This is a genomic window from Variovorax sucrosi (genome assembly GCF_051216635.1).
Lineage (GTDB): Bacteria > Pseudomonadota > Gammaproteobacteria > Burkholderiales > Burkholderiaceae_C > Variovorax.
In genome coordinates, this window is the sequence record NZ_JBPJZU010000003.1 from 479,868 (window position 1) to 505,601 (window position 25,734).

A 25,734-nucleotide genomic window follows, 5' to 3' on the forward strand; every position below is an offset into this window, starting at 1 on the left:
GTGCGCGGCGTCAGTCGACGTCGCTGACAGACAGCCAGACGGCATCGGACCGGTCCGCCGATGGCGCGCCCTCGGTGTCCTCGCTGCGCAGCGCGCGCCAGTCGACCCACGCGCCCGGCGCCAGCGCGATGCCCCGCGCTCGGGCCTCACCGTGCTGCAGCCGAAGCACGCGCCCGCCCAGCCGCAGCACCGTCTCGAAGCCCGGCCAGTGCGCCGGCACCCGCGGCGTGATCGACAACCGGTCGCCGCGCACCACCAGCCCCAGCAGCGTCTCGACCGCGGCGCGGTGCAGCCAGGCGGCCGAGCCGGTGTACCAGCTCCAGCCGCCACGGCCGACGTAGGGCGCGGCGCTGTAGATGTCGCCAGCCATCACATAGGGCTCCAGCTCGTAGGCGGGGCCGCGTTCGGGGTGGCAGGCGCGGTGCGCCGGGCTCAGTCCTTCGAAGCTCTGCCACGCGGCGTCGGTGTCGCCCGACAGCGCCTGCGCCATCAGCGCCCACACAGCGGCGTGCGAGTACTGGCCGCCGTTCTCGCGCACGCCCGGCGGATAGGCCTGGATGTAGCCCGGGTTGTTGACCGAATGCGCGAGGGGCGGATGCAGCAGGCGCAGCAGGCCGGCCCGCTCGTCGTGCAGCTGCGCCTTCATCGCCGCCAGCGCGGGCTGTGTGTGCGCCGCGTCGGAGGCCCCCGAGAGCACCGACCAGGCCTGCGCGATGAGGTCGATGCGGCATTCGTCGTTGGTCGCCGAGCCGAGCGGCGCGCCGTTGTCGAAGAAGGCGCGACGGAACCAGGCGCCGTCCCAGCCCGCCTCGTGCAGCGCCGCGATCCAGCCCTGCCGCGCGATGCGCCAGCGCTCGGCGCGTTCGGCATCGCCGCGCGCTTCGGCGATCGGCGCGTAGCGCTCGACCACGCTGCAGAGGAACCAGGCCAGCCACACCGATTCGCCACGGCCCTCGTGGCCGACGCGGTTCATGCCGTCGTTCCAGTCGCCGGTGCCCATCAGCGGCAGGCGGTGAATGCCAACCGCCAGGCTGCGGTCGATGGTGCGCGCGCCGTGCTCGTACACGCTGGCGGTCTGCGCGCTGGTGCGCGGTGCGTAATAGGCGTCCTCCGCGCCATCGGGGATGCCCGGTCCGTCGACGAAGGGCACGTTGTCGTCCAGCAGGCTGGCGTCGCCCAACACCTCGACGTAGTGCGCCACCGCATAGGGCAGCCACAGCAGGTCGTCGGAGAAATGGGTGCGCACGCCGGCACCGCCGGGTATGTGCCACCAGTGCTGCACGTCGCCTTCGGGGAACTGGCGCGCCGCGTTGACGACGATCTGCTCGCGCAGCCGCGCCGGGTCGGTCAGCGCGAAGGCCATCGCATCCTGCAGCTGGTCGCGAAAGCCGAAGGCGCCACCGGCCTGGTAGAAGCCGGCCTTCGACCAGAGCCGGCAGACCAGCGTCTGGTACATCAGCCAGCGGTTGACCAGCGCATCGAACAGCGGGTCGGGCGTGCGCACCTGCAGGTGCCCGAGCAGCTCGTCCCAGAAGCCGCGCGCCTGGGCCAGGGCATCGGCCACGTCGCGGGTCTGCCAGCGGCGTGCCAGCGCCACCGCAGCGTCGGCATCGTCGGCCTGGCCGAGCATGAAGCTGAAAGTCACGCTTTCGCCGATCTCCAGCGTGAACTCGCCGGCGATGGCCGCGCAGGCGTCGAGCCCGCTGCCGGTGCGCCGGCCCAGCGTGTCGGGCACCTCGATGCCGCCATGGCCGGCGAAGAACTCACTGCGCTCGCAGGTCCACTGCGACGGCGCAGCGATGCCGGCGAGGGCGACGAAGGCGGTGCTGCCGCCGAAGCCCGCGCTCGATTCGCGCTGCTGGCCGAAGACGGCCGGCAGGTCGTCGGCCTTCCAGCTATGGACCGTGCGGCGCTCGCCGCGCGCGGCGCCCATCTGCCACTCGACCATGGCCAGTGCGCGCAGGCGGCGCCGGCCAGTGCCTTCGTTGCGCACCTTGACGTGCACGAGCTTCATGCGCTCGTCGCGATCGGCGAAGAAGGTGGTCTCGAGCACCATGTGGCGGTAGAGGCATTCGAAGACGCTGTAGCCCTGGCCGTGGCGCACGCGGTGCCGGGCGGTGCTGGCGCCACGGCTGGCCGGCGTCAGCGGCAGCAGCTCGCGCGAGTCGAGGTCCTGCAGCAGGTAGTGCTCGAAAGCCGGGTCCTGCACCGGGTCGTTCGACCAGGGTGTGAGCTGATGCATGCGGCTGTTGACGGCCCAGGTGTAGCCGGTGCCCGACTCCGACACCTGGAAGCCGAAGCTGGCGTTGGCGATCACGTTGACCCATGGCTTGGGCGTGCGCCGGTTCAGGTCGACCTCGAAGCGGAACTCCCCGCTGGCGGCATCGAAACGGCCTTGCGGCGCCTGCGCCTTGTCGTCGATCGGGGCGGACGGCGGCGGCAGCGCGAGCGGCGTGTGGGGCACGGTGGGTACGGCCGGGGCGGCCGGCGCCGCGGCCTCGCGCAACGCAGCCACCTGCGCTTCGAGTGTGCGGCCGTCGGCACTGAACACGGCGCGCGCCAGGGTGGCGAGTGCGGCTTTTTCCGATGCCGCGACCTCTTCGTCGCGCAGCAGGTAGAAGCCGGCGGCGTCGTTGCGCGGAAAGCTGTTCTGCGTCTCGTGGCTCACCCGGCTGCGCAGCGCCTCGATCGCCCGCTGCAATGGCATCAGGTAGGAGCCGGGCTCGCCGTTGAGCACCACCAGGTCGCAGGCCACGCCGCCGAAACCCCACCACGGCTGTGCGCGCAGCAGCGTGTTGAGCAGGCCCATGCCGATGATCGAATGGATGCGCACCAGCACGATGGGCTTGTCGCCCGAGATGCCGAAGCGCCAGATCTGCCGCAGGTCGACCGGTCCGCGGTCGGTCATCAGCCGCGGCGTGGTGTAGGTGAGGATGGTCGTCAGATCCTGCAGCGCGCGCGTCTTGACCGGGTCGATCGCCAGGTCGCGCAAGCGCACCTGCGCCAGGGTGGCGGCCATGCGCATCGCGCGCTCGACATGCATCGGCTGCATGTAGCGGTCGATGCACGGCAGCAGCGTGTCGACGTCCACGTCGGCCGTGGTCGCGAAGGTCAGGCGCGCCGTCGCGCCCGGTGCGATCTGCAGGCGAACGCGCAGACAGGCGATCGGATCGAGGCCGTTGATCGGTGCGCCCGCGGCGTCGACCGGCTGCGCATCGAGCCGCGGCGTCGCCAGCGTGTGGTTGCGGCCGATGAAGGCGCGGCGGTCGACCAGGCAGTCGACGGACAGCACCTGCGCATCGGTCGAGGCCAGGAAGTGCGCCGCCGCCATCACCGCATCGCCGTGCAGCCGGGGCTTGCGCGACATCAGCAGGGCGCGCAGGGAAGGCTCCCAGCGCGTCTCGACGAAAAGGTTGGTGAAGGCCGGGTGCGCCTCGTCGGCCTTCGGATGGGAGAGCACCGGCTCGAAGTACGAGAGCAGTTCCAGCGTGCGAGCCGTGTCGCTGACGTTGTGCAGGGTGACGGTGCGCAGTTCGGTGTCGTCCTCGGGGCTGATGAGCACGGTGATGCGGCTTTGCAGGCCGGGGCCGCTGGCTTCGAACTGCGCCTGGTCGGCCAGAAAGCGGGTGCGGTACTGCCAGCCGCGACCCGGCGCCGGCAGCGAGGTGAGCGAGGTGAGCGGGCCTGGGTCCGCTTCGCGCACGAAGAAGAAGGTGCCGTGGCCGTCGCGCAGCGGGTCGTCGCGCCAGCGCGTGACATTGAAGGAACGCCAGCGGCTCACGCCGGCGCCGCTCGGGCGCAGCGCCACGGTGTAGCGCCCGTTCGAGAGCAGGTGTGTCGGTTGGAAGCCCGGCAGCATCGGGTCGACCAGGCGCGGCTGGTGCGCCGGTGCCACCTCTGTCGCACTCGGCTCCGGCGGCGGCCGCGGATCGGCACTGCCGATGATCTGGCGCGGCGTGCGCTCGTGCAGCAGCGCGGCATGCGCCTGCACCAGGGGCGCGCTGCCGAACCATCGCTTCGGAGCGCCGTCGCGCAGCACGTTGCAGAAGGCGACCAGCGACATGCCCTGGTGGTGGGCCATGAAGTTGCGCACCACGGTCAGCGGCTCGCCCTCGGGTTGGCGCGACACGGTGAAGTCGACCGCGTCGAAGAAGCCGAAGTCGCCCCGGGCGCCGAGCGCCTCCAGCCGGCGCAGGTTGGCCACTGCGTCCTCCGGCGCGACCAGCGATGCCATGGCGCTGGCATACGGCGCCACCACGCGGTCGGTCGGCGGCGTGCGGCGCAGCGCGAGCCGCGGCACGCCGAAGGGCGAGTACTGGTAGGCCAGCGAATGGTCGCGCGCGAAGTATGCGGATTCGGACACGCCCCAGGGCAGACCCTGCGCGTGCCCGAAGGCCTGCTGCTCCCGCACGGCCGCGCGGTTGGCGACCTGCAGCAGGCCGTCGTCGGGCTCGGCCATCACCAGCGCGGGCATCAGGTACTCGAACATCGAGCCCGACCACGATTTCAGCCCCGGCTGCGCCCCCACGGAAAGGAAGGGCCGGCCGAGCGCCATCCAGTGGCGGCGAGGCACGTCGCCCTTGGCGATCGCCAGGAAGCTCAGCAGACGCGATTCTGAGGCGAGCAGGTCGTAGTAGCTGGGGTCCAGCACGCCATCGTCCACGCGCAGGCCGATGTGGAAGAGATGGCGCTTGGGGTCGTAGAGACTGTGAAAGTCCATGCCGTGGCACAGCGCTTCGCACCGGGCCGCGAGCGCCTGGAGCGAACGGCATGGCGCTGCGTCCGCGGTCGGCGCGAAGCTGCGGCAGGCCTGCGCCACCGCCAGCAGGTGGCCGGCGAGGTTGCCGCTGTCCACGCTCGAGACGTAGGCTGGGTGCAGCGTCGCGAGCGTCTGCGTGTCGTACCAGTTGTAGAGATGGCCGCGGTGCTTGGGCAGGCGCTCGACGCTCTCGAGGGTGGCGCCCAGCCGCGCCACGAGCGCGGCGTCGTCGATCCATCCGAAGTCCCGTGCGCAGCAGCTGGCCAGCAGGTACATGCCGATGTTGGTCGGCGAGGTGCGGTGTGCCAGCGCAGCCTCCGGTTCGAGCTGCAGGTTGTCCGGCGGCAGATGGTGGTCGGCGGCGGTCACCACCTGCTCGAAGAAGCGCCAGGTGTCGCGCGCCAGCGTCTCGAGATAGGCGCGCTGATCCGCGGGCAGCGGCGCCTCGGCTGTCGGCACCCGGCTGGCCCACCACGCCGCTACCGGCGCGGCGGCCCAGAGACCGAAGAGCAGTCCGCCGGCGAGCGGGTGCGGGCTCCACTGCGCGGCGACGGCGAGGCCGGCGCACAGCGCGCTCACCGGCGCGGCGCCGCGCACGAAGGCGCCGAGCTGGTAGCGGGCCTGCGATTGCGCCTGCGCAGCGGTGGTCCATTCGAGCAGGCGGCGACGGCTTGCCAGGCGCCAGACGGCGCGCAGGGCTGCATCCACCAGCAGCCGCGTCTGTGACGCGAGCTGTGTGAACTGCCAGGCCGCGCCGGCCACCGCGCGCCCGAGCTCGGCGACGCCGACGCCGAAGAAGTGCCGCAGCGCCATCGAGCGGCGCGTCGGCACCAGGCCGGCGAGGGCGCCGAGCAACGGCCCGAGCGCCAGTGCCGCTGCCACCGCGGCGAAGGCCCAGGCCGGTGGCAGGGCCTCGGTGAACACCGTCACCGCCAGCAGGGCCGCCGAGGCCGGCGGCACCAGGGACCGGCGCAGGTTGTCGCTCATCTTCCAGAGCCCGAGCGCGTCGATGCCGAAGCGGCCCGCACGGCCCATCAGCGGCAGCAACTGCCAGTCGCCGCGGGTCCAGCGGTGGATGCGCGAGGCGGCCACGCCGGCGTGGTGCGGATGGTCCTCGATCAGCACCAGGTCGCTCACCACCGCGCAGCGCGCGACGCTGCCTTCGATCAGGTCGTGGCTGAGCACGGCGCCGTCGGGCAGGCGGCGGTCGAGCGTGGCATGCACCGCGCGCACGTTCAGCAGTCCCTTGCCGGTGAAGGAGCCGGTGCCGAACAGGTCCTGGTAGATGTCCGAAGCGCCGCTGCTGTAGGGGTCGAGCCCGCACTGGCCGGCGAACATCCAGTGGAAGGCCGAACGCTCCTCGCGCATCGGCAGGGGCGTGACGATGCGCGGCTGCAGGATGCCGAAACCGGCCACCACGCGGCGGCTGGCGCTGTCGACCTGCGGCGCGTTCAGCGGATGCGCCGCGACCGCGACCAGCTCGCGCAGCGCGCCCGGCGGCAGGCCGGTGTCGCTGTCGAGCGTGAGCACATAGGCGATGCCGTCGGCCAGTCGCAGCCCGGGTGCCAGCGGCAGGAAGCCGTCGGCGTCGCCGACGGCGAGCAGGCGCAGCAGCATCTCCAGCTTGCCGCGCTTGCGCTCCCAGCCGATCCAGCGCTGTTCGGAATCGCTCCAGCGGCGCGGGCGGTGCAGCAGCAGGAAGCGCGGTGGCATGCCTGCGGCCACCGGGTGGGCCGCGTTCAATGCGACGACCCGGGCCAGTGCGTCGGCGAGCAATGCCTCGTCGTCGGGTTGTGTCGCTTGCGGCGCATCGGCCCAATCGGTCAGCAGCGCGAATTGCGCCTGCGGTTCGCGGTTCGCGAGCCAGTGCAGCTCGAGGCGTTGCGCCAGCTGCGCATTCGCCTCCGCCGAGCCGAGCAGCGTGGGGATGACGACCAGGACGCGGTGCGCTGCGGGAATGCCCCTGGCGAAGTCGAGTCGGGGCAATGCCTGCACCCGGGTCGACTCGGCCGCGATGCGGTGCAGCAGCGAGATCACCGCTTCCGAGAGGGGCCAGGCCATCAGCAGCAGTGCGATGGCGCTGGCGGCGCCGAACGGGCCGTCTTGCACGCGGTGCAGCCCGTGGGTCACGAGTGCGAGCAGCAGCGCCGTGCCGAGGGCGATGCACCCCAGGTAGGTCGGCAGTCGCCAGGCGCGCGCTAGCGGCGAGCCGCCACGACGCCCTGCCGGTGCGCTGGTCGGCGGTGCAAGCGCCGCCAGCAGCAAGGGCCGGCCCGGCCCGAAGAGGTGATAGCCGGCCGTCTGCTCGGCGCCCGCGTTCGGACCCCGCGTCGATGCGCTGGCCAGGCGCAGCACGGTCTCGGCCACGCTGCGCTCGGTGCGTGCGCTGCTGCGCGCCACCTGCTCCATCGCATGGGTGATCTGCTGGCGGGTGAGTTCGCTTTCCTGCGCGAAGCTCGGCAGCTCGCGCAGCACGCGCAGCGAACGGCTGACCGGCTCGATCAGGTCGGCCCATTCGACCTGGCCGATCAGGCGCAGTGTGGTGATGATGTTGCCGACCGTCAGGTTGACGGCGGCCTGATCGGTCTGGGCCCGGTCGATCAGCGCCGGTCCGTGCGGGCAGTGCTGCTCGGTCCAGGCGACGAGCGCCGGCGGGCGCGCGGTGCGTTCGCCGTGCAGGCGTTGCCACAGCTGGGTGCAGTAGCTGTGCTCCAGCCCGCGCTCACGGATGGTGGCGAACAGCGCGTCGAGGTCGTCGATCGACAGCGTCTCGGCGCTGTCCCAGACGGCATGCGCCAGTTCGCGCGCCACCTTGTTCTGAGCGATGCGCTCCGCGACCCGGCGCAGGTTCTCCAGCAGCACCACGCGCAGGGTGGTGGGCAGCGCCCACAACTCGCCCAGCGTGAGTTCGTCGACGTCCTGGTAGGCGTCGAGAAAGGCGGTGAACAGCGCGCTGTTGAGCACGCTGTCGGTGTGCGCGACGTAGGCCCAGGCGATGCCGTACACGCGCGGCAGCCCGGCCAGCGGCGCTTCGGCCAACTTCGGCAACCGCGCGTAGTAGCCACGCGGAACGCCTTCGCGGATCTGCTGCAGTTGTGCCTCGACCAGGTGGAAGTTGTCGAGCAGCCATTCGGCAGCGGGCGAGACATAGCGCCCGCTTTGCGAGATCAGTGCGATGTAGTCGAAGGCGCCGCGCAGCGCGGCCAGGTTTTCGCCCACGCGCGGAAAGAAGGGCGCGCGTCGGTGGGTGCGTCCCGGCGCCTCGACCGGTTGCGCGCGTGCCAGGCTGCGGCCATGGTCGCCGAAGCGTTGCAGGCCGAACAGTTCGGCACGCAGGGGCGGCTCAACGGGAACGTGCGGCCGCTGGAGCAGCCGGCGTGCGTAGTCGCTGAGCGGCGCGAGGCGGTCGATCACCGCGGCGGCGCTCACCGATCAGGCAGCGATGGCGAACCCGATGCCGAGAAGGACTGCGATGCAGGCCAGGGTCACGATCCGGCCGGCGGCTATCGAACGCAGATGCTGAAGACCTGCGCGCGTGACTGCCCAGCGGCCGTGCGCCGTGGCGCAGTGCTGCATATGGGATGCCAGCGCTTCGATGTCGCTCCGGATGAAGCCAAGGGTCGAAGGGGCGAGCGGCTGCGGATAAGACATGACACGGTTCCTGTGAAGACGTTGTTTCAACCACCGCGCGAGAGAGCGAAAGCCACTGACGTGAACGACAGGGTACTCCCCGTGTCAAGTCGCCTCGGCACGTCAAGGTACAGGTCCGCGTGTAGGAGGCGGCGCACTGCGTGAACGCACGCCGCCCGAGTGTCGAATTCAGCCCGTGTTGCGCAGCCCGGCCGCCACCCCGTTGATCGAAATGTGGATGCCGCGCTGCAGCCGCTCGCCGCCTTCGCCCGCGCGGTAGCGCCGCATCAGCTCGACCTGCAGATGGTGCAGCGGGTCGATGTAGGGGAAGCGGTGCCGCACCGAGCGCTGCAGTTCGGCATTGCCCTCGAGGCGCTGGCGGCTGCCGGTGATGAGCGTGAGCGCGTCCGAGGTGCGGTGCCATTCGGCCTCGATCATCCCGAAGACTTTCTGACGCAGCTTGCGGTCAGCCACCAGTTCCGAATAGCGCGACGCGAGCGCCAGGTCGCTCTTGGCCAGCACCATGTCCATGTTCGACAGCAGCGTGCGGAAGAAGGGCCATTGCACGTACATGCGCTGCAGCAGCGCCTGGCGTTCCTTCTTCTCCGCCGCATGGGCGCCACCCGCGACGAACTGCTCGATGGCCGATCCAAAGCCGTACCAGCCCGGCAACGTGAGCCGACACTGGCCCCAGCTGAAGCTCCAGGGCACGGCGCGCAGGTCCTCGATGCTGCGGCTCGGATTGCGCGACGCCGGCCGTGAGCCGATGTTGAGCTCGGCGATCTCGCGGATCGGCGTCGCGCTGAAGAAGTAGTCGCCAAAGCCGGGTGTCTCGTAGACCAGATGCCGGTAGGCCGCCATGCTGGCCGACGACAGCTCGCCCGCGGCCGACAGGAAGGCGGTCGGCGGCGCCTTGGCCATGGGCAGCAGCGTGGCTTCGAGCGTGGCGGCGACCAGCGTTTCGAGGTTGCGCCGGCCGATCTCGCGGTTGGCGTACTTCGAGCCGATCACCTCGCCTTGCTCCGTCAAACGAATCTGCCCGCGCACCGTGCCGGGCGGCTGCGCGAGGATGGCCTGGTAGCTCGGGCCGCCGCCGCGCCCGACCGTGCCGCCGCGTCCGTGGAACATGCGAAGCCGGATCGGCGGCTCCCGCGACTTGTCCTTTTTCTTGCTGCTGTTCGCACCGTTCAGGTCGTCGAACAGCGCCACCAGGGCGAGCCCGGTGCGGTAGAGCTCCCAGTTGCTGGTGAAGATGCCGCCGTCCTTGTTGCTGTCGCTGTAGCCGAGCATCACGTCCTGCAGCGCACCCGAGCGCTGGATCAACGCCTTGATGCCGGGCAGCGCGTAGAAGGCCCGCATGATGGGCGCGGCGTTGCGCAGGTCTTCGATGGTTTCGAACAGCGGCACCACGATGAGGTCGTTGGTGGCGTTCTCGTCCAGCGTGCCGCGCAGCAGGCCGACCTCTTTCTGCAGCAGCAATGCCTCGAGCAGGTCGCTCACCGTCTCGGTGTGGCTGATGATGTAGTGGCGGATGGCGGCGGCACCGTAGCGCGCGCGCGAGGCGCGGGCGGCCGCGAAGATGGCGAGCTCGCTCTGCGTGAGCGGCGCGTACTCCACATCCGGTACACGCAGCGGGCGCGCTTCGTCGAGCAGGCGCAGCAGCAGCGTCTGCTTGGCGTCTTCGGCCAGCGCGGCGTAGTCGGGCTCGATGCGCGCCTTGGCCAGCAGCTCGGCCACCACCGCCTCGTGCTTGTCCGAGCTCTGGCGCAGGTCGACGGTGGCCAGGTGAAAACCGAACACCTCGACCGCGCGGATCAGCGGGCCCAGGCGCTGTGCGATCAGTGCGGCGCCGTGCTTGTCGGTCAGCGATTCGGCAATGGTGCGCAGGTCGGCGAGAAATTCCTCCGCGTTCGGATACGGGTTCTGCGGGGCGACCGCATGGCGCGCCGCCTCGCCGCCGGTCAGCTCGCGCAGCGTGGCGGCCAGGCGCGAATACACGCCGGTCAGCGCGCGGCGGTAGGGCTCGTCGACGCGGTGCTCGTTGTGGTCGGGCGAGCGCTCGGCCAGCGCCTGCATCTCGACCGACACGTCGACCAGCGTGGCCGACAGCGACAGCTCGCCGCCGAGGTAGTGCACTTCGGTCAGGTAGTGGCGCAGCACCAGCTCGGCCTGGCGGCGCAGCGCATATTCCAGCGTCTCGGCGGTCACGTTGGGGTTGCCGTCGCGGTCGCCGCCGATCCATTGGCCCATGCGCAGGAAGGGCGCGATGCCGTCGTGGCCGAGCGCGCGTTCGAGCTCGGCGTAGACGCGCGGGATTTCGCGCAGGAAGGTCGCTTCGTAGTAGCTCAGCGCGTTCTCGATCTCGTCGGCCACGGTGAGCTTGGAGAAGCGCAGCAAGCGGGTTTGCCACAGCTGGGTGACGCGGATGCGGATCTGGTTTTCGTTCTCGGCGTACTCCAGCGGCGTGAGCGCGTCCTTCTTGCCGGCGAAGGCCTGGCGGCGCCATCCGATCTCGTCGCGCGCGGTGAGCAGCTGCGCGATGGCGCGCTCGGCATCGAGGATGCTCTTGCGCTGCACCTCGGTCGGGTGCGCGGTGAGCACCGGCGAGACGTAGCTGTGGGCCAGCGACTCGACCACGGCGGCAGGCGACACGCCGGCCTTGCGGATGCGCGCGAGTGCGGTCGCGAGGCTGCCGTCGGCGCTTTCGCCGGCGCGTTCGTCCTCGGTGCGGCGGCGGATCTGGTGGCGGTCTTCCGCCAGGTTGGCCAGGTGGCTGAAGTAGGTGAAGGCGCGGATCACGCGCACCGTCTCGACCGCGCTCAGGCCCTTGAGCAGTTGCTTGAGTGCGCGGTCGGCGGCATGGTCGGCATCGCGCCGGAAGGCGACCGACAGCGTGCGGACCTTCTCGACCAGCTCGTAGGTGTCCTTGCCCTCCTGCTCGCGGATCACGTCGCCGAGGATCCGGCCGAGCAGCCGGATGTCGTCGATGAGCGGCTGGTCTTCGCTGCGGGCCCGCTTGGGTGCCTGCTTGGCGGCGGTAGCCAGCGCCTTCTTGCCTGTCGTCATTCGCGTCATCTCCTCGTTTTGGAAGGGTGCGCCGCCTGCGTTGTTGCGGCGCAACATGCTAGCATCCCATAGGTCTTCTTCACCACTGGAATCCGGCCTTGAGCAACATCGTGATCGCGACGCGCGAAAGCCGTCTGGCCCTGTGGCAAGCCGAGCACGTGCAACGGCTGCTGCAAGAACGAGGCCACTCGGTCAGCCTGCTCGGCATGACCACCCGCGGCGACCAGATCCTGGACCGTTCGCTCAGCAAGGTCGGCGGCAAGGGCCTGTTCGTCAAGGAACTCGAACTGGCGCTCGAAGAGGGGCGCGCCGACATCGCGGTGCATTCGCTCAAGGACGTGCCGATGGACCTGCCCGAGGGCTTCGTGCTGGCCTGCGTGCTCGAGCGCGAAGACCCGCGCGATGCCTTCGTCTCGCCCAACTACGCAACCCTCGACGCGCTGCCGCAGGGTGCCGTCGTCGGCACGTCAAGCCTGCGCCGTGTGGTGCTGTTGCGCGCGCTGCGGCCCGACCTGCGCATCGAACCGCTGCGCGGCAACCTCGACACCCGGCTGCGCAAGCTCGACGAGGGCCAGTACGACGGCATCATCCTGGCGGCTGCCGGCCTGAAGCGGCTCGGCCTCGAAAGCCGCATCCGCACCGCCTTCGAGCCCGAGACGATGCTGCCGGCGGCCGGGCAGGGCGCGCTGGGCATCGAGGTGCGCGCCGATCGGGCCGACCTGATCGCGCTGCTGGCGCCCCTGATGCATCGGCCCGATGCGCTGGCCACCGCCGCCGAACGCGCCGTCAGCCGCGCGATGGGGGGCAGCTGCTCGATGCCGCTGGCGGCGCATGCGCGTTGGCAGCCGGATGGCACGCTGCGCATCGAAGCGGCCTGGGGCGACCCGGAGGGCACCGGTGCGCTGGTGCACGTGGAGGCGCAGCAGCCCGTCGCCAATGCCACGCAGGCCCAGGCCCTGGGCGACCTTGCCGCTGCCCGCCTGCAGGCCGCCGGCGCACATTGAAGCCGCTGCGCGGATGAGCCGACGCGTCATCGTCACCCGACCGGCGCACGAAGCGTCGCGCTGGCTCGACGCGCTGCAGGCCGCCGGCTTCGCCGCCGTGGCGCTGCCGCTGATCGCGATCGAGGCGCTGGACGACCGGCAGGCACTGGAGGCGGCGCGCCGCCAGGCGGGCAACCAGCAGGCGCTGATGTTCGTGAGCGCGGCGGCGGTGTCGCATTTCATGGATGCCGGCGCGGCCCCGGCGCTGGCGCGCAGCGCGACGCGCTGCTGGGCCACCGGCCCCGGCACGGTGCGCGCCCTGCGCGAGGCCGGTGTGCCGGAAGACCGCATCGATGCGCCGCCCGAGGGCGCGGCCTCCTTCGATTCCGAAGCGCTCTGGTCGGTCGTGCATTCGCAGGTTGGCGCGGGCAGCCGCGTGATGATCGTGCGCGGCGGCGATGCCGACGGGCGGCCGACTGGACGCGACTGGCTGGTGCGCCAGATCGAAGCGGCTGGGGGCGAGCCCAGCGCCGTGGCGTCCTACCGCCGCTGCGTGCCGGCCTTCGGCGAGGACGAGCGCCGGTTGGCCGCGCAGGCCGCCGGCGATGGCTCGCTCTGGCTGTTCAGCAGTTCCGAAGGCATCGCGAACCTGTGCCGGGCCATGCCGGCGCTCGATTGGCACGGCGCCTTCGCCATCGCGACGCATCCCCGCATCGGCGAGGCGGCGCGGGCAGCCGGCTTCGGTCGGGTGACGCTCTCGCCGCCGGGGCTGGCGGCATTGGTCGCGTCGATAGAATCCTTCGCATGAGTTCCGTGTCCGCGACCCCCGATGAAACCGTGCCGGAGCCTGTCGCGCGCACCCCGATGCCGGTGGCGGTGAGCCCGCTCCCGTCGCTCGGTGTCGTGGTGCTGTCGCGCATCGTCCTCGGCCTGCTGGCGCTGATCGCGCTGCTGGCCCTGGTGCTGGTGATCGTGCTGTGGCAGAAGGTCGGCGGCATGCAGGAGCAGCTGGCGCGCCAGAGCGCCGACGCGGTGGCGCAGTCGCTCGAGGCCCGCACCCTGGCACGCCAGGCGCACGAGACCGTGCGCGACACCGCCGCCCGGCTGGCCCTGACCGAAACCCGCGTGGCCGAGGTGGCGCTGCAGCGCGCCCAGCTCGAGGAGTTGATGCAGAGCCTGTCGCGCTCGCGCGACGAAAACCTGGTGGTGGACATCGAATCGGCGGTGCGGCTGGCGCTGCAGCAGGCGCAGGTCACCGGCAACGTCGAACCGCTGCTGGCGGCGCTCAAGGCGGCCGACGTGCGCATTACGCGCGCCTCGCAACCGCGGCTCGCCCCGCTGCAACGCGCCGTCCAGCGCGACGCCGACCGCCTGCGGGCGACCGCCAGCGGTGACGGCGGCGAGGCGCTGCAGAAGCTGGACGAACTGATGCGCGGCGTCGACGACCTGCCGACCCTCAATGCGGTCGGTGTGCGCAGCGGCGGCCCCAGTGCCTGGCAGGCCGAGCCGATTCCGGCCGATGCGCCCTGGTGGAAACGCATCCTGATGACCGTGCAAGGAGAGGCACGGTCGCTGGTGCGCGTCGGCCGCATCGAACGGCCCGAGGCGGTGCTGCTGGCGCCCGACCAGACCTTCTTCCTGCGCGAGAACCTGAAGCTGAAGCTGCTCAACGCCCGGTTGGCGCTGCTGTCGCGCCAGGTCGACAGCGCACGCAGCGAGCTGGCGTTGGTGGCGGCCTCGCTCAACCGCTATTTCGATCCGGCCTCGCGCCGGGTACAGACCGCCGCGACCCTGCTGCAGCAGTTGCAGTTGCAGGTGCGCACGGCCGAGACGCCGCGCGTCGACGACACGCTCGCCGCGCTGGCCACCGCCGCGGCCGGCCGCTGAGCGTCGACCGTCCCATGCGCGCTGCTCTCTGGCTCCTTGCTCTCTTCGGCATCGCTGCGGCGGTGGCCCTGTTCGCCGGCAACAACCAGGGCACCATCACCGTGTTCTGGCCGCCCTGGCGGGTCGACCTGTCGCTCAATCTGGTGCTGTTGCTGCTGACGAGCCTGTTCGTCCTGGTGTACGGTGCCTTGCGCGCCTTGGCCGCGCTGTTCTCGCTGCCGCACCAGGCGCGGCAGTGGCGGGTGCAGCAGAAGGAGCGTGCGTTGCACGCGGCGCTGCTCGACGCCATGGTGCAGCTCATGGCCGGGCGCTTCTCGCGCGCGCGCCGCGCGGCGATGGCCGCGTTGGCGCAGGAACGCACGCTGGAGGCGCTGGACGTCGCGTTGCCGCAGGCGCGGCAGCTGCGTGTGCTGGCGCACCTCCTGGCGGCCGAGAGCGCCCAGGCGCTGCAGGACCGCCCGGCGCGCGATGCGCATCTGCAGCAGGCCCTCAACGAAAGCGCGGAGCGGGGTGTACTGAGTCCGGAGACGCGAGAAGGCGTGCAGTTGCGTTCGGCGCGCTGGGCGCTGGAAGACCACGATCCGTCGGCAGCGCTGACACGGCTGCAGGAGCTGCCGCAGGGCGTGCAACGCCGCACGTTGGCACTGCGGCTGCATCTGAAGGCAGCGCGGCAGGAACGCCGCACGCCCGAAGCACTTCAGACCGCCCGCCTGCTGGCCAAGCATCGCGCCTTCTCCGAATCGGCGGCACAGAGCATCGTGCGCGGCTTGGCGGTGGAATTGCTCTCGGGCGCTCATGACGCCACGCAACTGATGCGGGGCTGGGCCGATCTGGAGGCGGGCGAGCGCCAGATGCCCGAGGTTGCCATCCATGCGGCACAGCGCATGGTGGCGCTGCACGGCGACCTGGCGGTGGCGCGCGGATGGCTTCTGCCCGTCTGGGAGCGGATGGTGGCGCAGCCCGACAGCCTGGGGGCCGCGCTGCGGGTGAGATTGGTGCGCGCGCTCGAGGCCGGGCTGGCTTCCGTCGATGCCGAGTGGCTGGCGCGCATCGAATCGGCCCAACGGAACAATCCGCGCGATGCCAACCTGCAGTATCTTGCGGGCATGGCGTGCATGAAGCGTCAGCTCTGGGGCAAGGCGCAGCAACTGCTCCTGCAGGCCGGTATGGCGCTGCAGGACGCCATGTTGTATCGACGTGCCTGGCGCGCGCTGGCGGAACTGGCCGAAGCCCGCGAGGATGCAGCCGAAGCGATGGCAGCCTGGAAACGGGCCGCGCAGATCGAAGACTTGTGACTTTTCGGGGCGATCCAGGCGGTCGGTCGGCCCCCGGCGCCGTGTAGAGCGCGCAAATGCAGCGCGCCCTCCGTGACATTTTCACGGGTTTAGGTGAATGTCAAAAGATGTACGCCCAGAAACAATTTGAACGGGGGTCTGGAGCTGATGTACAGTATGAACTGTTTCCAAAAGTATTCATTTTGGTCAACGCGGAGCCAGGTTTGAAAAGTTTCTTAGTACATACCGCTTTGTTCGCTTCGGCAGCGCTGCTGCTGCAAGCCTGTGCCCCCTTGGCGCCGGGCTTCAGCTCGGCAAGCGGCGACGCCGATCAGGCCGTGTCGCCCACAGGCTTCTCGGGTCCCAATGACGATCCGCCGCCTGCGGGTGCTCTGACTGCGATCACGCCGGCCTTGATCAAGGCGCAGCGTGTCAACGCGGTGAAGCCGGTTCCCGCCGAGGTCCAGGCCCTGGTCGGCGAGGCGGAGGCCTACCGCATCGGCGCCGGCGACGTGGTCGGCATCGTGGTCTACGACCATCCCGAAATCGCCTTCAGCGCCACGCCGGCGACCACCGTCGCCGACGCTGCCAGCATTTCGCCGGCGCCTGGCTTCATCGTGTCGAACACCGGTCAGCTGACCTTTCCGTTTGCCGGGCCCGTCACTGCCGCAGGCATGACGGTGCAGGAGCTCGAGGACACGCTGGTCCGCCGTCTCTCGCGCGTGTTCAAGAATCCGCAGCTCAGCGTGCGCGTCACCGCATTCCGCAGCAAGCGCGCCTACATCGAGGGCGAGGTGCGCGCGCCGGGCCTCATGGTGTTCACCGACATTCCGATGACGCTGGCCGAGGCGATCAACCGGGCCGGTGGCTTCGCCGTCAACGGCGACCGTTCCTTCGTCACCCTGACACGCAACGGCAAAACCGTCCCGCTCGATCTGGTGGCCCTCTCGGATGCCGGGATCGACCCGACGCGCATCCCGCTCAAGAACGGCGATCTCGTGATGGTGCGCGGCCGCGACGAGCGGAAGGTGACCGTCATGGGCGAGGTGACTCAACAGGCCGCGATTCCGATGCGCAACGGCCGCCTGAGCCTCAACGACGCGCTCAGCGAGGTCGGCGGCGTGAACCTGACCCAGGCCAACCCGCGTCAGATCTATGTGGTGCGCAACGAGCCTCAGGGCGGGCAGTCACTGTTCCACCTGGATGCGCGCACGCCGATGGCGCTGGCGCTGGCCGATCAGTTCGCGCTGCGTCCCAAGGACGTGGTCTTCGTCGATCCGGTGCCGCTGGTGCGCTGGAACCGCGTGATCAACCTGATCCTGCCGTCCACGGCCACCGCCACCACGGTGCGTGATCTCAGCCGGCCCGTTGGCGGCGCCGCGAACTGAACCACCGTGTCCATCCGGAACATCCTCATCGTGTGCATCGGAAACATCTGCCGCAGTCCCATGGCCGAAGGCCTGGTGAAAGCGGCCATGCCCGATCGCCAGGTCGTCTCCGCGGGCCTGGGTGCGCTGGTCGGCCAGGGTGCCGACCCGATCGCCTGTGCGCTCATGAAGGAACGTGGATTGAGCATCGATGCCCACCGTGCCCAGCAGCTGCAGAGCGACATGTGCCGGCGTGCCGATCTCATCCTCGTGATGGACGGCGGGCAGCGGCGCGAGATCGAGCAGCGCTATCCCTTTGCCCTCGGCCGTGTGTTCCGCTTGGGCGAACGCTCGGGGCAGGACGTGCCCGATCCGTACCGTGCCGGTGACAGCGCCTTTCGCACATCCTTCGCGCTCATCGAAAACGGCGTGCAGCAGTGGGTCCAACGCATTTCAAGAGTGTCCAGTTGATGAATTCCTCCTTCCCCCATTCCACCAGCGCCGTGCCGGCCGTCAGCGATGACGACAACGATCTCGATGTCGGCCGCTATGTCGATGTGCTGCTGGCGCACAAGTGGCTGATCCTTGCCATCACGCTCGCCGTGCTGGCGATCGGGACGGCCTATGCACTCCTGGAGCGCCCGGTCTACCAGACGGAGGTGCTGATCCAGGTCGAGGACACCGAGGGCGGCAACAGCAAGGGCGTGCTGGGCGAGGCGGCTGGACTGTTCGACATCCGGACGCCAACGACTGCCGAGATGGAAATCATCCGCTCGCGCATGGTGGTGGCACCGGCGGTCGAGGCCACCAAGCTCTACATCTCGAGCAGCCCGCGCTACATCCCCTACATCGGCGGCTGGCTGGCGCGGCGTTCCAACGCCTTGTCCGACCCGGGTTTCCTGGGCATGCAGGGCTATGTGTCGGGCACCGAGCGTATCGTGGTGTCGCAGTTCGACGTGCCCGTGCCGCTCGAAGGCGCCTTGTTCCGGGTGACGGCCAAGGGCGGTGGGCAGTACACGCTCGAGCATCCGCGCCTGGCGGCACCGCTGACCGGCACTGTCGGCGCGCTGCTCAACGCACAGACCGAGGAGGGTCCGATCGCGCTGCAGGTGGACGTCCTCGCCGGCAAGGCGGGTGCCGAGTTCGACCTGGTGCGTTCCGGCAAGCTGCCGACCGTCGCCGGGGTGCAGTCGGGGATTGCGCTGGCCGAGCGCGGCAAGACCTCCGGCATCATCGCGGTGTCGATGATGGGCGTGGACCCCTACAAGATCACCCGCGTGCTGAACGCCGTCGGTGCCCAGTACGTGCGCCAGAACATCGAACGCAAGGCCGCCGAGGCTCAGAAGACATTGGCGTTCCTGGATGTGCAGCTGCCGCAGTTCAAGAAGCAGTTGGAGGCTTCGGAGGAGGTCTACAACCGTTTCCGCAACCAGAAGGCCACGGTGGCCTTCAATGAGGAGGCGACGGCCGTCCTCACGGAGTCGGTCGACCGCCAGACCCGCCTGCTTGATGCGCAGCAGCGTCGACGCGACCTTGAGAGCCGCTTCACCGCCGCGCACCCATCGGTGCAGACGCTGGACGCGCAGATCGCTGCGCTGCAGCGAGAGATCGGGAACATCCAGACGCGCATCAAGGGGCTCCCTGCGATTCAGCAGGAAGCGGTGCGCATGGAGCGTGACGTGAAGGTCAACACCGAGCTGTACCAGTCGCTGCTGAACAACGCGCTGCAGTTGCGCCTCGTCAAGGAGGGCAAGGTCGGCAACGTGCGTGTGCTCGATGAGGCGGTGGTGCCGGAGGTGCCGGTCAAGCCGAATCGCAAGGTGATCATCGGCGCGGCGCTGGCGCTCGGCCTCTTCCTGGGCGTGGTTGTCGCGTTCCTGCGCAATGCCTTCATCGAACAGCGCATCCGCGATCCGCACGAGGTCGAGACGCACACGGGCCTGCCGGTGTTCTCCACGATTCCGATGAGTGGCGCGCAAGATGCCATCGCCAAGCGACGGCTCACCGGTGCGACCGGCGTGCGGCTTCTGGCCATCGAGCACCCCGACGATCCGGCGGTCGAAAGCCTGCGCAGCCTGCGCACGGCGATGCAGTTCGCGATGCTCGAGTCGCCGAACAATCGCGTGCTGATCACCGGCGCGACGCCAGGGCTCGGCAAGAGCTTTGTCTCGGCCAACTTCGCCGCGCTCATGGCCGCCGCCGGCAAGCGCACACTGCTGATCGACGCCGACCTGCGGCGCGGCCACGCGCACCAGTACTTCGGGCTGCAACGCCATGGGGGCTTGTCGGAGCTGATCGCCGGCAGTCTGACCGTGCAGCAGACGGTGCATCGCCAGGTCGTGCCCGACCTCGACTTCCTGGCCACCGGCCAACTGCCACCGAACCCGTCCGAACTGCTGGTGTCGGATTCGTTCAAGGCCACCTTGGAGCGCCTGTCGGAGCTCTATGACCTGGTGGTCATCGACACGCCCCCGGTGCTGGTCGCTGCGGACACGATGACGGTCGCGATGCACGCCGGCACGGTGCTGCTGGTCGCGCGCGCCGATCAGTCGACCATGGGCGAGCTGAGGGAAAGCGTCCGTCGCCTGTCGCTGGGTGGACGGGCTGCGACGGGGGTGCTCCTGAATGCGATGAACGTCGACAAGCGGGCTTACAGCGCCTACAAGTACGGTCGCTATCGCTACACGAACTACAACTACGAGAGCATCCTGCCGGAAGAGCAGTAGCCGGAAGGGGATGCGATGCGTCCCGACTGCACCGCAAGGTGCGGATGCCAAAGAAAAAGACCGCCGAGGCGGTCTTTTTCTTTGGGCGCCATCGAGCCCCATCGAGAGACCTGACGGTCCGGCGTCAGCGTCGTCCTTGCGCGATGCAGTCCTGCAGGTCGCGCTCGAAGCGAGTCAACACCGCATCGCGGTCGAACTGCTCTTCCGCGAAGCGCCGTGCGCGTTCGCCCAGTTCGCGACGGAGTTCGAGATCGGAGGCCAGTGCATGCAGGGCGGTGGCGAATGCCGCGGCATCCTCGGGTGGCACGATGCGGCCGCACTGAGCGACCACCCGGCCCAGTTCGGTGTCGGGCCGTGTGCCCGCCAGCACCGGCCGGCCGCTGCTGAGCATGCCCGTCAGCTTCGACGGCATCACGAGGTCCGCGGCATCGGCACGTTGCGGCAGCAAGTGCACATCGGCCAGTCCCAGCAGATCACCGAGCCGGTCGACTGGCTGCAGGTCCAGGAAGCGAACGTTGCGCAGACCCGCGCAGCGGGCCATCAGGCCCTCGCGCCCGGCGCCGTTGCCGCAGAAAACGAAGACGATGTCGGGATGGTGCTGCGTCTGCAGTGCCAGATCGGCCAGCAGTTCCAGCCCCTGCTTGGCGCCCATGTTGCCTGAATAGAGCGCCACCACTGCATCGTCTGAAATGCCGAGTTCGCGTCGGTACGGGCTGGGCCCGAGAAGGGGGCGAATCGCCGACACATCGGCCCAGTTGGGAAAGGACAGCAGCCGGTCGGCTGCCACGCCCTTGCTGCGCGCGCGCTCCAGCATGCGTTGCGAAATCGTCGACACGCGGTCGAAGCACCGCAGCAGGCTGCGCTCGGCACGCGTTACCGCCGTTCGCAGGCGCGCGCCCTTGAGCAGGCCCAGTTCGAAGGCTGCATCGACCTCGTAGTCCTGGATGTGCAGCCAGCTGCGGGCCGATCGCAGGCGCGCGAAGAGCAGGCCTGCCGGTGTGCAGAAGAGCGGCGGCTCGGTCATCCAGACCACGTCGGGCTTCCAGCGCCACTGCGCCAGCAGTGCCGGCACGCTGGCGATCGCGAAGCTCGCCAGGTGCAGCAGGCGGCGTGTGCCGTTGACCTTGCGCGGTACCCACAGCGGCGTGCGAAAGACCTGGGCGCCAGCCCACGTCTCGCGGGTGTAGCGAACGGCGCTGTAGCCAGCGCGGACCTGCCAGTCCGGATAGTACGGTGGCGCAGTGACCACCCGCACGTCGTGGCCGCGGGCGACCAGCCAGGCAACCATTTCGCCGGTGTACTTGCCGATGCCGGTGAGCTCAGGGGCGAAATTGATGCCGTAGACGAGGAGTTTCATCGATGCGATGGTGCGTGAGACCCGGCATCTGGCCGGCCCGGCTCACGAGGACGAGGAACGCGCCGGGAAGAAGTCGCCCGACGGATATCGGAAGAGGAGGAGGAGGAAGCCGAGCACCACGCCGAGGAAGCCATTGGCCGTCAGCTGCCCGATGGCAGGCCAGGTCATGAGGGACAGGACGGTCGTGATCCACAGCACCATCGGAAAGGCGATGTGCTGCACGATGGCCAGGCGCAATGCATAGGCCAGACCAGCGGTCAGGGCCGCGAGCTTGAGCGCCATGAAAGCGAATCCCAGCAAGCCGCCTTCGAGCACGATGCGGCCGGTCTCCGACTCCGCCAGGGCGAAATTGGCGCCGCCTTGGTAGAGCGATGCCGCCAGGTTCGAGCCGGCCCCGATCCCCTTGCCGAGCCAACTCGCCTGGGTGTAGATCGCGGGCTCGCCGATGAAGACCGACGTCAGCCGCTCCAGGAAGTCTTCGTCGGAAGAGGCCTGTTCGAAGCGCTGCTGCGTGACCTGAATGGCGTCTGAGAAAAAGAGCAGGAAGCCGGCGGCCATGACCCCGGCGACCAAGACGGCGCCCAGCGCGGCGGGCTTGTCCCGCGTGCGGGCGAAAATCAGGCGGCCGAGAAGGTACGCCGCCATCATCGCACCGGCCGAAAGAACCGCGGTGCGGGAGCCGCTCACCACGCTGCCGATGATGAAGGCGCTGAATGCAACCAATGCGAACAGGCGTTGCCGCTGATTTCGCTTGCGAGCGCCCAGCACACCGAAGACAAGCGGCGCAACCAGGAGCAGAAAGTTCGCGTAGCCCGAGGTGAAGCTGAAGGTCCCGGTGGTGCGGACCACGCCGGCAACGGCCACGAAGACGCTTTCCTCGTCGCCGTCGAGTTGGCGGTTGATGAGGGCGCCGGTTGGCGAGTAATGCTGAAGCACGGCCAGGGGCGCGAGGATGAGCATGGTGAACACGACCAAGCGTACCGCGGCGCGGTAATCGGCCTCGGTCATCGTGGCGGCTGCGGCCACGGCAAACCAGATGTACAACAGCCAGAAGCGCAAGCCAATGACAAAGACGGCGGGCGAACTCTCACCACCGACCAGTTGCATCAAGCCCCACCCGATGACCAGCAAACTCCATGCGAGGAGGGCGGTCGATACCTTCTGGTAGCGCCGCAAGTGGCCGCTGCGCCAGGCGTGCAGCACCAAATAGACCGCCAGCAGGTCGCGCAACAGGATGAGCGGTACGGTGGCGGACGAGGCGACCCATTTCCGGATCGCACCTTCGAACAGGATGATCAGGAAGACGGCCATGAAGATGCGTCCCGCACGGCTGACCACTGCGGGGCGGCTCGTGGTGCGCGCGGCTGTGGCGAGGGGGGCGCGGTGGGTAGGGGCGTGGCTGCTCATGGAAGAACCTTCATGCGGACTGCCGGGCTGCCAGCGGACCTGGCGCCACGGGGCGCTGCGTGGCCGCCCGCGCCTCGCTGCACAACGCTTGCACTGCCTCGGCGTGCGCTGCGATGCAATGCGGTTCGTACCAGCGCCGCGCCGCGCGGCCGACCAGCCAGGGGTCCGGACCCTTGATGCCATCGAGCGACGCGAAACCCGCTGCGTATTGCACCCCGGGCTGCAAGCCATCATAAGGCGCCCACTCCTTCCAGAGCAGAATCGGGCAGGTGCCGTGTGCGGCATAGGCGGCGAACACACCGCTCTTGCCGACATGGTCGGGCGGATAGCACAGCGCGCCGTAGCGCGCACTCGCCAGTAGCTGGCTCACCTGCTCGGACGGCAACATGCCGTGCTTCACGACGCCGGCCTCGGCCAAGGTGTTCGCCAAGGCTGCATCCTGCATCGGCTTGCCGATGTCATGGATGCGCAGGTTGTTGCGCTTCGCGAAGCGGAAGATTTCGCCATTGTTCCAGGCATAAGACTGGGCCCGGATGGCTTCGCTGCCGAACACGGCAATGGCGGCTTCGCGCTCGTTCTCCAGTGCCTCGGGCTCGCCGACGTTGGAAAAAACGGGCAGCACCCGGCCGGGCGCCGACGGTGCCTGCACGCGAAGCCATTGAGCGGCGGTGTCGCGGTTGGTCAGCCAGAAGTCCGCCTGGCCTGCCAACTTGCGCGCGATACGCCGCTGAACACCACTCAGCCAAAAGGCCGAGCGCCAAGGCGGGCCGAAGGCGTAGAGCTCGTGAAACATCACGCCGAAGAGCGTGAAGCGTGAGCGCAGGCGTTCCGTCTCGGCCAGCAGCCAGGTAGGAACGCCACGCTTCTGGAAGCCGTAGCCGCTGAAATGAAGCAGCAGCATGTCGCCCGACCAGTCGCGTGTGTCGGTTTGGGCGGTGAGTTCCCGAAGCGGCGCGTGGAGCGGGCCGGCGATCATCGACGCATAGTCGCGAACCCCCCCGCCGCCTGGCGGGATCACGGAAAGCGAAGAGGCTTGCATGGGGAGGCGCGCGTCGGCGAAAAAATCAGGCCGCCACGGGGGAGCGCGACAGAAAGTCTTGGTAGGCGCGCTCGATCCCTTCGCGCAGGCCGACCTGCGGTGCCCAGCCCAGCGCGCGCATCCGCGTGATGTCCAGCAGCTTCCGAGGGGCGCCGTCGGGCTTGGTGGGGTCCATGCGGATCTCGCCCCGGAAGCCGATGACGTCGCCGACGAGCCGGGCCAGTTCGGCAATCGACAGATCCTCGCCGCTGCCGACGTTGATGTGGCTGTTCATCGGCTCTGTGCAAGCCGCATAGCGGGCCGGTTCGAGGTTCATGGCGTGGACACAGGCGGCTGCCATGTCGTCGACGTAAAGGAATTCGCGCTTCGCCGTGCCGGTGCCCCAGATGGTCACGTCGGACGCGTTGGACTCGCGCGCTTCGTGGAAGCGGCGGATCAGCGCCGGCAGCACATGGCTGTTGTCGGGATGGTAGTTGTCGCCGGGCCCGTAGAGGTTGGTCGGCATCACGCTGCGGTAGTCGGTGCCGTACTGGCGGTTGTAGCTCTCGCACAGCTTGATCCCGGCGATCTTGGCAATGGCGTAAGGCTCGTTCGTCGGCTCCAGCTTGCCGGTCAGCAATGCATCCTCGGCCATCGGTTGTGGCGCCAGACGAGGGTAGATGCAGCTCGAACCGAGGAACAGCAACCGCCGCACGCCACTGCGCCACGCCTGGTGAATCACGTTGGCCTCGAGCATCAGGTTCGCATAGAGGAACTCTGCCGGATAGGTGTTGTTTGCGTGGATGCCGCCCACCTTGGCGGCCGCCAGGTAGACCTGCTCTGGCTTCTCCTCGGCCAGGAAATCGCGGACGGCAGCCTGGTCGGTCAAATCGAGTTCGGCGCGCGTCCGCGTGATGATCCGGGTGTGGCCGCGTGCCTCGAGGCAGCGAACGATGGCGCTGCCGACCATGCCGCGGTGGCCAGCAACGTAGATGGGAGAGTCAAGTGAGTGCATGAGAGTCGGATTTCGGAGGCGAAGCATTTTCAAGGACGCCGTCCTCCGGCAGCTGAGCGGTCAAACGCTCAGCAGCGCTGAAGCCGGGGCGTCCGGACAGACCCGCATCATCCATTGTTTCGCAATGGGCCGGAAGTCTGCCGGGCCGTGCGGCAGGGCTCAGCGGGAACCTTCGCCGGAAATCACGGCGGTGGCCGTCTTGGCCAGAATCTTGATGTCCAACCAGAGCGACCAGTTGTTGACGTAGTGGGCGTCGAGTTCCACGCGCTGGGCGTAGGACAGGCGATTGCGGCCACTGACCTGCCAGAGACCGGTGATGCCGGGACGCATGGCGCAGTAGTGCTCCCAATGGCGGCCGTAGAGGCTGCGCTGACGTTCCATGCAAGGGCGCGGGCCGATCAAGCTCATGTCACCCTTCAGCACGTTCCAGAACTGGGGCAGTTCGTCGAGACTGATCTTGCGGATGATCCGACCCAGCGGCGTGATGCGTGGATCCTTCTCCAGCTTCTGGAAAGTATCCCACTGGGTGCGGGCGACGTCGTTTTTGCTGAGGTAGTCGTCCAGGATGGTTTCAGAGTCGCGCACCATCGAGCGAAACTTGTAGAAGCGGAAACGCTGGCCACCTTCGCCGATCCGGACCTGCCAGAAATGCACCGGTCGCCCCATGCTGATGGCGACGCCAAGGGCCACGGCGAGGTACAGCGGGCCGAACAGGGCAAAGAAGACCAGCGCAGCAATAATGTCGACGCCTCGCTTCACAGCCCGCTGCATGCGGGTGAGCTGCCTTGGCGTGGCGGTGACGGGATGCGGCGACGATGGCTCTCCGCCGCCCGGATGGCGCCGTATCAAATTGCCTTGCGCAGTCGAATCGGTACGAAACATGGTTTTCCCCTTGGGGGCTCCTTCACAGCGGAAGAAGCGTAACGCTTTAATACTAATGGCAATAATTTGAACACATTCGTTCTAGTTTGTCCCATCGTCAAAAGCCGTACGACTTTCCGCCAAACGTGAAACCGTGGATTACTTCACGCGCGCCATCACTGTGAATCAATTGTGCGGTGCAGCATTCTAGGCATAGAAGTAAGTCTTTCGCCTGACCGATACATGATGACACGCATTCGGGTAATCCCCTACAACTGTGTCAGCACGCACAAAGACTGAATCCGTCCCGGGGTGCGGTTTGCCGTGATCTGGGCGGTTCAGCCGGCAGCATGGCCTCGAATGGGGCTGCAGGTGAGGCGTGGC

Annotated in this window: 15 protein-coding genes; 7 read left to right on the top strand and 8 right to left on the bottom strand. The window is 68.9% G+C overall.

The window, feature by feature from the left end; translation table 11 throughout:
* Positions 1 to 10: 10 nt before the first annotated feature.
* The 3 genes from ACSFBE_RS08395 to ppc all read right to left on the bottom strand — a co-directional run bounded on the left by ACSFBE_RS08395 (position 11) and on the right by ppc (position 11,455).
* On the bottom strand, positions 11 to 8,188 hold the full coding sequence (locus ACSFBE_RS08395) for a glycoside hydrolase family 94 protein (RefSeq protein WP_435489919.1): 8,178 nt from the start codon (positions 8,186 to 8,188) through the stop codon (positions 11 to 13).
* A gap of 3 nt (positions 8,189 to 8,191) precedes the next feature.
* Entirely contained in the window at positions 8,192 to 8,410 is a 219-nt protein-coding gene (locus ACSFBE_RS08400; RefSeq protein ID WP_435489920.1) for a hypothetical protein, read from the bottom strand.
* A 168-nt stretch (positions 8,411 to 8,578) separates the two neighbouring features.
* Positions 8,579 to 11,455, bottom strand: coding sequence for a phosphoenolpyruvate carboxylase (gene ppc, locus ACSFBE_RS08405; RefSeq protein ID WP_435489921.1), 2,877 nt, complete (start codon positions 11,453 to 11,455; stop codon positions 8,579 to 8,581).
* Positions 11,456 to 11,553: 98 nt separating this feature from the next.
* Between ppc and hemC the strand changes: the two genes are divergently transcribed.
* The 7 genes from hemC to ACSFBE_RS08440 are packed head-to-tail and all read left to right on the top strand — an operon-like array spanning position 11,554 to position 19,692.
* A complete protein-coding gene (gene hemC / locus ACSFBE_RS08410; RefSeq protein WP_435489922.1) occupies positions 11,554 to 12,459 on the top strand; it encodes a hydroxymethylbilane synthase in 906 nt (301 codons plus the stop codon).
* Between the two features lie 13 nt (positions 12,460 to 12,472).
* Positions 12,473 to 13,246, top strand: coding sequence for a uroporphyrinogen-III synthase (locus ACSFBE_RS08415; protein ID WP_435489923.1), 774 nt, complete (start codon positions 12,473 to 12,475; stop codon positions 13,244 to 13,246).
* Positions 13,247 to 13,302: 56 nt separating this feature from the next.
* Positions 13,303 to 14,325: a uroporphyrinogen-III C-methyltransferase gene (locus ACSFBE_RS08420; RefSeq protein ID WP_435490006.1), complete on the top strand. Its 1,023-nt coding sequence runs from the start codon at positions 13,303 to 13,305 to the stop codon at positions 14,323 to 14,325.
* A 14-nt stretch (positions 14,326 to 14,339) separates the two neighbouring features.
* Entirely contained in the window at positions 14,340 to 15,620 is a 1,281-nt protein-coding gene (locus tag ACSFBE_RS08425; RefSeq protein WP_435489924.1) for a heme biosynthesis protein HemY, read from the top strand.
* Positions 15,621 to 15,676: 56 nt separating this feature from the next.
* Entirely contained in the window at positions 15,677 to 16,987 is a 1,311-nt protein-coding gene (locus ACSFBE_RS08430; RefSeq protein ID WP_435489925.1) for a polysaccharide biosynthesis/export family protein, read from the top strand.
* Positions 16,988 to 16,999: 12 nt separating this feature from the next.
* Positions 17,000 to 17,437: a low molecular weight protein-tyrosine-phosphatase gene (locus ACSFBE_RS08435; protein ID WP_435490007.1), complete on the top strand. Its 438-nt coding sequence runs from the start codon at positions 17,000 to 17,002 to the stop codon at positions 17,435 to 17,437.
* Entirely contained in the window at positions 17,437 to 19,692 is a 2,256-nt protein-coding gene (locus tag ACSFBE_RS08440) for a polysaccharide biosynthesis tyrosine autokinase (RefSeq protein ID WP_435489926.1), read from the top strand. The genes ACSFBE_RS08435 and ACSFBE_RS08440 overlap by 1 nt, the downstream gene beginning before the upstream one ends.
* 124 nt (positions 19,693 to 19,816) lie before the next feature.
* Here the strand turns inward: ACSFBE_RS08440 and ACSFBE_RS08445 are convergent, their stop codons facing one another.
* The 5 genes from ACSFBE_RS08445 to ACSFBE_RS08465 all read right to left on the bottom strand — a co-directional run bounded on the left by ACSFBE_RS08445 (position 19,817) and on the right by ACSFBE_RS08465 (position 25,371).
* Complete coding sequence (locus ACSFBE_RS08445) at positions 19,817 to 21,049, bottom strand: glycosyltransferase WbuB (RefSeq protein WP_435489927.1); 1,233 nt, start codon at positions 21,047 to 21,049, stop codon at positions 19,817 to 19,819.
* A 42-nt stretch (positions 21,050 to 21,091) separates the two neighbouring features.
* Positions 21,092 to 22,456, bottom strand: a complete 1,365-nt coding sequence (locus tag ACSFBE_RS08450; protein WP_435489928.1) for an O-antigen ligase family protein — start codon at positions 22,454 to 22,456, stop codon at positions 21,092 to 21,094.
* 10 nt (positions 22,457 to 22,466) lie between these two features.
* Entirely contained in the window at positions 22,467 to 23,495 is a 1,029-nt protein-coding gene (locus tag ACSFBE_RS08455; RefSeq protein ID WP_435489929.1) for a hypothetical protein, read from the bottom strand.
* Between the two features lie 25 nt (positions 23,496 to 23,520).
* Positions 23,521 to 24,489 (bottom strand): GDP-L-fucose synthase, encoded by a 969-nt coding sequence (gene fcl, locus ACSFBE_RS08460; protein WP_435489930.1) that lies wholly within the window; start codon positions 24,487 to 24,489, stop codon positions 23,521 to 23,523.
* Positions 24,490 to 24,648: 159 nt separating this feature from the next.
* Positions 24,649 to 25,371 carry a sugar transferase gene (locus ACSFBE_RS08465; protein WP_435489931.1) on the bottom strand — a complete coding sequence of 241 codons (723 nt, stop codon included), beginning with the start codon at positions 25,369 to 25,371 and terminating at the stop codon, positions 24,649 to 24,651.
* Positions 25,372 to 25,734: the final 363 nt, after the last annotated feature.

What these genes read in the sequence shown, in the direction of transcription:
- ACSFBE_RS08400 (WP_435489920.1), bottom strand. Translation starts at nt 8,410, where the DNA reads ATGTCTTATCCGCAGCCGCTCGCCCCTTCGACCCTTGGCTTCATCCGG.
- ppc (WP_435489921.1), bottom strand. Translation starts at nt 11,455, where the DNA reads ATGACGACAGGCAAGAAGGCGCTGGCTACCGCCGCCAAGCAGGCACCC.
- ACSFBE_RS08415 (WP_435489923.1), top strand. Translation starts at nt 12,473, where the DNA reads ATGAGCCGACGCGTCATCGTCACCCGACCGGCGCACGAAGCGTCGCGC.
- ACSFBE_RS08420 (WP_435490006.1), top strand. Translation starts at nt 13,303, where the DNA reads ATGCCGGTGGCGGTGAGCCCGCTCCCGTCGCTCGGTGTCGTGGTGCTG.
- ACSFBE_RS08425 (WP_435489924.1), top strand. Translation starts at nt 14,340, where the DNA reads ATGCGCGCTGCTCTCTGGCTCCTTGCTCTCTTCGGCATCGCTGCGGCG.
- ACSFBE_RS08430 (WP_435489925.1), top strand. Translation starts at nt 15,677, where the DNA reads ATGCAGCGCGCCCTCCGTGACATTTTCACGGGTTTAGGTGAATGTCAA.
- ACSFBE_RS08440 (WP_435489926.1), top strand. Translation starts at nt 17,437, where the DNA reads ATGAATTCCTCCTTCCCCCATTCCACCAGCGCCGTGCCGGCCGTCAGC.
- ACSFBE_RS08445 (WP_435489927.1), bottom strand. Translation starts at nt 21,049, where the DNA reads ATGAAACTCCTCGTCTACGGCATCAATTTCGCCCCTGAGCTCACCGGC.
- ACSFBE_RS08450 (WP_435489928.1), bottom strand. Translation starts at nt 22,456, where the DNA reads ATGAGCAGCCACGCCCCTACCCACCGCGCCCCCCTCGCCACAGCCGCG.
- ACSFBE_RS08455 (WP_435489929.1), bottom strand. Translation starts at nt 23,495, where the DNA reads ATGCAAGCCTCTTCGCTTTCCGTGATCCCGCCAGGCGGCGGGGGGGTT.
- fcl (WP_435489930.1), bottom strand. Translation starts at nt 24,489, where the DNA reads ATGCACTCACTTGACTCTCCCATCTACGTTGCTGGCCACCGCGGCATG.
- ACSFBE_RS08465 (WP_435489931.1), bottom strand. Translation starts at nt 25,371, where the DNA reads ATGTTTCGTACCGATTCGACTGCGCAAGGCAATTTGATACGGCGCCAT.